Origin of the sequence: Pararhizobium antarcticum (assembly GCF_001885585.1) — a bacterium.
In the GTDB taxonomy this organism is placed as follows: Bacteria; Pseudomonadota; Alphaproteobacteria; order Rhizobiales; family Rhizobiaceae; genus Pararhizobium; species Pararhizobium antarcticum.
Window position 1 is genome coordinate 19,840 of record NZ_LSRP01000108.1, and the last position, 8,039, is coordinate 27,878.

An 8,039-nucleotide genomic window follows, 5' to 3' on the forward strand; every position below is an offset into this window, starting at 1 on the left:
CAGCATATCCGAGCAAGAGAAAGACATGGCAATGACAAGAGAACTCGGTGTCGGCATCATCGGATGCGGCAACATTTCCACCACCTATTTCAGGCTGTCCCCGCTGTTCAAGGGCATCAAGGTGCTCGCCTGCGCCGATATCAACCCGGCAGCAGCCGAAATCCGCGCCTCGGAATATGGCGTCAAGGCGCAGACCATCGAGGAACTGCTGGCCAATCCGGAGATCGACATCGTCGTTAACCTGACGATCCCGGATGCGCATTTTCCCGTCTCCAAGATGATCCTGGAAGCCGGCAAACACGTCTATTCGGAAAAGCCGCTTGTGCTCTCCCTGGAGCAGGGCGAACAGTTGCGCGGCATCGCCACCGCCAACAATCTCAAGGTCGGTTGCGCACCGGATACCTTCCTCGGCGGCGCGCACCAACTGGCGCGTGATTATGTCGATCAGGGCAAGATCGGCCGTGTCACATCCGGTACCTGCCACGTGATGAGCCCCGGCATGGAGATGTGGCATCCCAATCCGGATTTCTTCTTCCTGCCCGGCGGCGGTCCGATCCTCGATCTCGGCCCCTATTACATCGCCAACCTCATCAACCTGATCGGCCCGGTGAAGCGGGTCGCTGCCCTGACGTCGATGGCCAATCCGACCCGCACGATTAGCAGCGAGCCGCGCAAGGGCGAGGTCATTCCGGTGGAGACGCCGACCAACATTCATGCGCTGCTCGAATTCCAGAACGGCGCGACGATCACCTTGTCGGCAAGCTGGGATGTCTGGTCGCATCGCCACGCCAATATGGAGCTCTACGGCACCGAAGGCTCGCTGTTCGTGCCTGATCCCAACTTCTTCGGCGGAACGGTTTCTGCCAGCGGTCGCGACAAGGATATCCAGCCGATCGAGATGTGGGATCACCCGTTCGCCGTGGCCAACCAGGAACATCCGCAGGGACCAATGGCCAACTACCGGACGGCTGGCCTTGCCGACATGGCGATCGCCATCCTCGAAGGGCGTGATGCGCGCTGCTCGCTGGAACGCGCCCTGCACGGCGTCGATGTCATGGTGTCGATCCTGAAGTCGGGCGAGACCGGCCAGTTCATCGACCTCACCACCACCTGCACGCAACCGGCCGCCCTTGGGATCGACGAAGCCAAGGCCCTGTTGCGCTAGGCGAATTCGGGGGCGTGAAGGACTCTGTGCTTGCGCCGTCGTGCCATTGAATTATACCTCTGACAATCGTTCCCGGAGCATGGCTGCTTCGGGAATTGCGTTTTCAAACACATGTTTCCAGATACACATTTGTAAATCCACATGTGCAGGCAAAAGACAGGACAAGACGATGACATGGCAGCCCGCGGAAAATCGCTACGAGACGATGAAGTACAATCGCTGCGGCAAGACCGGCCTGAAACTGCCGGCCGTCTCGCTCGGCCTCTGGCACAATTTCGGCGACGACACGGCGCATGACCGCAAGGTCGACATGTGCCGCACCGCGTTTGATCTCGGCATCACCCATTTCGACCTCGCCAACAATTACGGGCCGCCCGCCGGCAGCGCCGAGACGGCGTTTGGCGAAATCCTGCGCACAGATTTCCGCTCGCTTCGCGACGAGCTGATCATCTCGTCCAAGGCCGGTTACGACATGTGGCCGGGTCCTTACGGCGAATGGGGCAGCCGCAAATACCTGATCGCCAGCTGCGACCAGAGCCTGAAGCGCATGGGGCTCGACTATGTCGATATTTTCTATTCGCACCGCTTCGACCCGGACACGCCGCTGGAGGAAACCTGTGGGGCGCTGGATCATATCGTGCGCTCGGGCCGGGCGCTCTATGTCGGCATCTCCTCCTACAATTCGCAGCGGACCCGCGAGGCAGCGGCAATCCTCAAGGACCTCGGCACGCCCTGCATCATCCACCAGCCGAGCTATTCGATGCTCAACCGCTGGATCGAAGATGATGGTCTCGTCGATACGCTGGAAGAACTCGGCATCGGTTCGATCGTGTTTTCGCCGCTGGCGCAGGGCATGCTGACGACCAAATATCTGAACGGCATTCCGACCGACAGCCGCGCGGCGCAGAATCACTTCCTGAAGAAGGATTTCATCAAGCCGTCGATCCTCGAAAACATCGTCAAGCTCAATGGTATCGCCCAAAATCGCGGCCAGACATTGGCCCAGATGGCCATTGCCTGGGTGCTGCGCGGCGGACGCGTGACCTCGGCGCTGATCGGCGCCAGCCGGTCCTCACAGATCGTGGATTGCGTCAACGCCTTGAAGAACGACAGCTTCACGGCTGCCGAACTCACCGAGATCGATCTCTACGCCAAGGAGGCCGACATCAATCTCTGGACCTCTTCGGCCGAGATCGAATAGACGCAGGCTGTTGTTTTGCCTATGTTTTAGGCGATCTAGCGGTTTTTGAGGGTGTTAGACAAAAGTAGAGGGCAGCGGTTGTAAACCCCTGCTGGACAAGAGGGGGGCAGCGTGTAAGCTGCCCCTGCGGGAGGAGAGGGCCGGGATATTCCAGGGCCTTACCGCTGTTGGATTCAAGAGGAGGAACCATGGATCGTCGTTCATTCATCACGCGGGCTGGTCTCGGCGGGGTCGGTGCGGTTGCCGCCACGACGCTTGCCGCGCCTGCGATCGCGCAGACAACCCCGAAGATCAACTGGCGCCTGACATCGTCGTTCCCGAAGTCTCTGGACACGATCTATGGCGGCGCTGAAGTGATTTCGAAATATGTGTCCGATGCGACGGACGGCAATTTCCAGATCCAGGTCTTTGCCGCCGGCGAAATCGTCCCCGGCCTTCAGGCTGCTGACGCGGCCGCCGCCGGCACCGTCGAGGCCTGCCACACCGTCTCCTATTACTACTGGGGCAAGGATCCGGTCTGGGCGCTGGGCGCTGCCGTTCCCTTCGCGCTCAATGCGCGCGGCATGAACGCCTGGCAGTATCATGGCGGCGGCATCGACATGTTCAACGAGTTCCTGGGCACCCAGGGCCTCATCGGCTTTCCCGGCGGCAATACCGGGGTGCAGATGGGCGGCTGGTTCCGCAAGGAGATCAAGACGGTTGCCGACCTGCAGGGCCTGAAGATGCGCATTGGCGGCTTTGCCGGCAAGGTCATGGAGCGCCTCGGTGTCGTACCGCAGCAGATTGCCGGCGGCGACATCTATCCATCGCTCGAAAAAGGCACGATTGATGCGGCCGAATGGGTCGGACCCTATGACGACGAGAAGCTCGGCTTCTACAAGGTCGCGCCCTATTACTACTATCCCGGCTGGTGGGAAGGCGGCCCGACGGTCCACGCGATTTTCAACAAGGCCGCGTTCGAAGGTCTGCCGAAGGCATACCAGTCGCTGCTGCGCACCGCCTGCCAGGCAGCCGATGCCAACATGCTGCAGAAGTATGACTTCCTGAACCCCTCGGCGATCAAACGCCTGGTGGCCGGCGGCGCCAAGCTCAGCCCGTTCAGCCAGGAAATCCTGTCGGCCTGCTTCGACGCATCGAACGAAGTCTATGCCGAAATGGAAGCGTCCAACCCGACCTTCAAGAAGATCTGGGGTTCGATCAAGGCCTTCCGCGGCGAGTATTTCCTCAATGCGCAGATCGCCGAATACAACTACGATACCTTCATGATGATCCAGCAGCGCAACGGCAAGCTGTAAGCCGCCCTTCGTCTGACCAAAAAAAGCCCCGGAACAGCGATGTTCCGGGGCTTTTGCATTCTCGTTATGGGTGATGGCCGGGCTCCCCCGGCCACCAAAGCCTCTAGTTTCCCCTCAATTGAACGACGGCGGCGCACTGAGGTCGTTGGCCGGCTTGGTCTCCGGCTCTTGGCTGGCGCCATCGGCAGGTGCTGCGTCGAGCGGATTGCCGGCGGGCAGTTGCAGGCCGCCCGGCAGACCAAGGCCGCCGCCATTGTCAGGCAGGCCAAGACCCGGTGTGCCGTTGCCTGCGCCACCAAAGCCGGGGACCTCGATCTTGATCGTCGCCGGATCGACGCCGGTCCCGGTATCCTTGTAGTGCAGGACCATCTGCGGGAACATGATGGTCAGCGTCACCATGATGATCTGGATGCCGACGAAGGGCACGGCCCCCCAATAGATTTGCCCCGTCGTGACCGGCTGCATGTTCTTGCCGGTGACCTTGTCGAGATAGGGCACCTTGGCGGCCACGGAACGCAGGTAGAACAGGGCAAATCCGAACGGCGGATGCATGAAGCTGGTCTGCATGTTGATGCCGAGCAGGACGCCGAACCAGATCAGGTCGATGCCGAGCTTGTCGGCCGCCGGCGCCAGAAGCGGCACGATGATGAAGGCCAGCTCGAAAAAATCCAGAAAGAAGGCGAGGAAAAACACCAGCAGGTTGACCGCGATCAGGAATCCGGTCTCGCCGCCGGGCATGGAGGTGAGCAGATGCTCGACCCAGAGATGGCCGTTGACGCCGTAGAAGGTCAGCGAGAAAACGCGGGCACCGATCAGGATGAACATCACGAAGGACGACAGGCGCGTGGTCGACGCCAGGGCCTGCTTGATGACATCCAGGCTCAGACGACCCTTGGCCGCCGCCATGATCAGAGCGCCGACGGCACCCATGGCGCCGCCTTCGGTCGGTGTGGCGATGCCGAGGAAGATGGTGCCGAGCACGAGGAAAATCAGCGCCAGCGGCGGGATGAGGACGATGATCACCTGCTGGGCAAGACGTGACATCATATTGGTCTTCGTCGTCCGATCGATGAGCGCGACGATGTAGATGACGGCGATGCCGACGGTGGCACCAAGAATGTCGGCATTCTCGCCATGGGCCGGAGAGAGATAGACATGGGCGGCATAGGCGATGCCGATGGCGACCAACAACGCCACGAACAGGGAGGTGACGCCGTGACCCAGGGTGCGTGCCTCAAGCGGCAAAGCCGGCATCGAATCGCGCCGGATGAAGCTCATCAAGAGGATATAGCCCATGTAGAGGCCGGTCAGGATCATGCCGGGAATGAGCGCGCCGGCATACATGTCGCCGACGGAGCGGCCGAGCTGGTCGGCGAGAACGATCAGCACCAGAGACGGCGGGATGATCTGCGCCAGCGTGCCGGAGGCTGCGATGACGCCGGAGGCGACGCGTCGGTCGTAACCGTAGCGCAACATGATCGGCAGCGAGATCAGGCCCATGGCGATGACCGAGGCCGCAACGACGCCGGTGGTGGCTGCTAGCAGGGCGCCGACGAAGATGACGGCATAGGCAAGGCCGCCCCGGATCGGTCCGAACAACTGGCCGATCGTGTCGAGCAGGTCTTCGGCCATGCCGGAGCGTTCGAGCACGATGCCCATGAAGGTGAAGAAGGGAATGGCGAGCAGCGTGTCGTTTGACATCACCCCCCAGAACCGCTCCGGCAGCGCATTGAGCAGCGGCCAGGACAGGTTGATCGAATCGGAAAACGGCGCGAGTTCGACGCCGATGATGAAGAAGACGAGGCCGTTGGCAGCGAGCGCAAAGGCAACGGGGTAGCCGAGAAGCAGAAAGAAGATCAGGGAAACGAACATGATCGGTGCCATGTTCTCGGCGATGAACTCGATCATGGGCGTTTCTCCTCGGCAGTCATGTCAATATCGAGGGGCGCATGCGACGGCACATAGGGCGTTGGATCCTCCATGTCGCCGCGCATGATGGCGATCTTCTTGATGATTTCCGATACCCCCTGCAGCGCCAGAAGAACGAAGCCGGCCAGCAGAATGCCCTTGGCCGGCCAGATGATCAGCCCGCCTGCGCTCGAGGAGCCCTCGCCATTGCGGTAGGACATCAGCACATAGGGCGTCAGATAGTAGATCATCAGCGCAACGAACGGCATCAGGAACAGGCAGTGGCCGAGCAGATCGATCCAGTGCTGCACCCGGCGCGAAAAGGCGCCGTAGACAACGTCGATGCGGATGTGCTCGTTCTGGCGAAGGGTATAGGCGGCGGCCAGCATGAAGGCGCCGCCGAACAGATACCATTGCGCTTCGAGCCAGGCATTCGAAGACATGTTGAAGGTTTTCCGGATGATCGCATTTCCCGCGCTGACGAGCACGGCGATCAGGATCAGCCAGGCGACCGCCTTGCCGATGGCTTCGGTGACAGAGTCGATCAGTCGACTGATGCCGAGTAACGGTGTCATTCTGTTCCTCCCCGCATTGGCTGGTTTTTGCCGTTTTTTGCCAAGCAGGATCACAGTGCCGATTTCAAGGGGTGTTTCAAGTCTGGATCGCAATTTTCAGGCTTAGCCTGCAAGCGTCATGCGAAAGTCGCATATGAGCGTTCCGAAAATGCCCAAGTCTTGTGCAGGATTGGCCGGTGCGGCGGTTGCGCATCATCGTGGTGCGGGGCAAAACTTGCTTCCACGCGATTCTTCCCCTGCGCGCCAAAAGAGGCATGAAAAACGATGACGACGATTCGCAATCCTGTCCTGCCGGGTTTTAATCCGGACCCGTCGATCTGCCGTGTCGGGGAGGATTATTACATCGCCACATCGACGTTCGAATGGTATCCGGGCGTGCAGATTCACCATTCGCGCGATCTGGTCAACTGGACGCTGGTGCGCCGTCCGCTCGAGCGGGCACGCCAGCTCGACATGCGCGGCAATCCCGACAGCTGTGGCGTCTGGGCGCCGTGCCTTTCGCACGCCGACGGTCTGTTCTGGCTGGTCTATACCGACGTCAAGCGGTTCGACGGCAGTTTCAAGGATGCGCATAATTACATTGTCACCGCGCCGACGATCGAGGGGGCGTGGTCCGATCCGGTGCATGTCAATTCCTCCGGCTTCGACCCGTCGCTGTTCCATGACGAAGACGGCCGCAAATGGTTCCTCAACATGCAGTGGAATCATCGCCGCGAGACCTTTAATGGCGATGCGGGATCACCGGCTTTCGATGGCATCCTTTTGCAGGAATGGGATGCGCAGTCGAAATCGCTGGTCGGGCCGGTCCGCAATATTTTCGCCGGCAGCGGCCAGGGCCTGGTCGAGGGGCCTCATCTCTTTCGGCGCAACGGCTGGATCTATCTGACGACCGCAGAGGGCGGGACCGGTTATGACCATGTCGTCACCATGGCGCGGGCCCGTTCGATCGAAGGCCCCTATGAGCTGCATCCGCAGCAACACCTGATTACCTCAAAGGACGATCCGGATGCGATCCTCCAGCGGGCCGGCCATGGACAATATGTCGAGACGCCCGACGGGCAGGCCTATCACACCCATCTGACCGGGCGGCCGCTGTCGCCGCATCGCCGCTGCACACTCGGTCGCGAAACGGGCCTGCAGAAATGCGTCTGGCGCGACGATGACTGGCTATATCTGGAGCAGGGCGGTATCGTGCCGGCGGTCGATGTGCCGTCTCCCTTCGAAACGGTTCGCAAGGACGCGCCGTCAAGAGTTGAGATCGATTTCGACGGTCCTGACCTGCCGCTGGCGTTCCAGTGGCTGCGCACACCCAGGCCGGACCGGATTTTCTCGCTGTCAGCAAGGCCGGGTCATTTGCGGCTTTTCGGTCGCGAAAGCATCGGCAGCTGGTTCGAACAGGCGCTGGTGGCACGGCGACAGGAGCATCACCGGTTCCGTGTCGAGACAGTGATCGATTTTTCCCCGGAGACCTATCAGCAGGTGGCCGGCCTGACGCATTATTACAATCGATACAAGTTTCATGCGCTGGCGGTCACCCTTCACGAAACGCTGGGTCGTGTCGTCACCATTTTATCCTGCGCCGGTGATTTCCCCGATGGACGGCTGAGTTTTCCAGCCGACAGCGGCATGTCCGTGCCCGACGGGCCTCTGCATCTGGCAATGCAGATCGACGACAACGACCTGCAGTTCTTCTGGCGCCCGGACAGCGGCAATGACTGGCAGTCGCTCGGTCCTGTCCTGGATGGGGGCGTGGTGTCGGACGAAGGCGGGCGCGGCGAACATGGATCGTTCACCGGCGCCTTTGCCGGCCTGTTCGCTTTCGACATCACCGGTCGCGGCCTTCCCGCCGACTTCGACAGTTTCTGCTACGAGGCGCTCGACTGAGCCTTCAATGT

The 8,039-nt window shown here is 60.9% G+C and carries 6 protein-coding genes; 4 read left to right on the forward strand and 2 right to left on the reverse strand.

Going from position 1 to position 8,039, the window contains the following annotated elements; translation table 11 throughout:
* Nucleotides 1-31 precede the first annotated feature (31 nt).
* The 3 genes from AX760_RS19500 to AX760_RS19510 all read left to right on the forward strand — a co-directional run bounded on the left by AX760_RS19500 (nucleotide 32) and on the right by AX760_RS19510 (nucleotide 3,661).
* On the forward strand, nucleotides 32-1,165 hold the full coding sequence (locus AX760_RS19500) for a Gfo/Idh/MocA family protein (RefSeq protein WP_071834679.1): 1,134 nt from the start codon (nucleotides 32-34) through the stop codon (nucleotides 1,163-1,165).
* 169 nt (nucleotides 1,166-1,334) lie between these two features.
* Nucleotides 1,335-2,366: an L-glyceraldehyde 3-phosphate reductase gene (gene mgrA, locus AX760_RS19505; protein WP_071834672.1), complete on the forward strand. Its 1,032-nt coding sequence runs from the start codon at nucleotides 1,335-1,337 to the stop codon at nucleotides 2,364-2,366.
* A 188-nt stretch (nucleotides 2,367-2,554) separates the two neighbouring features.
* Nucleotides 2,555-3,661 carry a TRAP transporter substrate-binding protein gene (locus AX760_RS19510; RefSeq protein WP_071834673.1) on the forward strand — a complete coding sequence of 369 codons (1,107 nt, stop codon included), beginning with the start codon at nucleotides 2,555-2,557 and terminating at the stop codon, nucleotides 3,659-3,661.
* Nucleotides 3,662-3,775: 114 nt separating this feature from the next.
* Here the strand turns inward: AX760_RS19510 and AX760_RS19515 are convergent, their stop codons facing one another.
* Nucleotides 3,776-5,569, reverse strand: a complete 1,794-nt coding sequence (locus tag AX760_RS19515) for a TRAP transporter large permease (RefSeq protein ID WP_071834674.1) — start codon at nucleotides 5,567-5,569, stop codon at nucleotides 3,776-3,778.
* Complete coding sequence (locus AX760_RS19520) at nucleotides 5,566-6,144, reverse strand: TRAP transporter small permease subunit (protein ID WP_071834675.1); 579 nt, start codon at nucleotides 6,142-6,144, stop codon at nucleotides 5,566-5,568. Before AX760_RS19520 ends, AX760_RS19515 begins: the two co-directional genes overlap by 4 nt.
* A gap of 264 nt (nucleotides 6,145-6,408) precedes the next feature.
* Between AX760_RS19520 and AX760_RS19525 the strand changes: the two genes are divergently transcribed.
* The gene (locus AX760_RS19525; protein WP_071834676.1) at nucleotides 6,409-8,028 is read left to right on the forward strand and encodes a glycoside hydrolase family 43 protein; all 1,620 of its coding nucleotides are present in this window, start codon (nucleotides 6,409-6,411) and stop codon (nucleotides 8,026-8,028) included.
* Nucleotides 8,029-8,039: the final 11 nt, after the last annotated feature.

Excerpts from the sequence above, each read along its gene's own strand:
- AX760_RS19500 (WP_071834679.1), top strand. The coding sequence starts at position 32 with ATGACAAGAGAACTCGGTGTCGGCATCATCGGATGCGGCAACATTTCC.
- mgrA (WP_071834672.1), top strand. The coding sequence starts at position 1,335 with ATGACATGGCAGCCCGCGGAAAATCGCTACGAGACGATGAAGTACAAT.
- AX760_RS19510 (WP_071834673.1), top strand. The coding sequence starts at position 2,555 with ATGGATCGTCGTTCATTCATCACGCGGGCTGGTCTCGGCGGGGTCGGT.
- AX760_RS19515 (WP_071834674.1), bottom strand. The coding sequence starts at position 5,569 with ATGATCGAGTTCATCGCCGAGAACATGGCACCGATCATGTTCGTTTCC.
- AX760_RS19520 (WP_071834675.1), bottom strand. The coding sequence starts at position 6,144 with ATGACACCGTTACTCGGCATCAGTCGACTGATCGACTCTGTCACCGAA.
- AX760_RS19525 (WP_071834676.1), top strand. The coding sequence starts at position 6,409 with ATGACGACGATTCGCAATCCTGTCCTGCCGGGTTTTAATCCGGACCCG.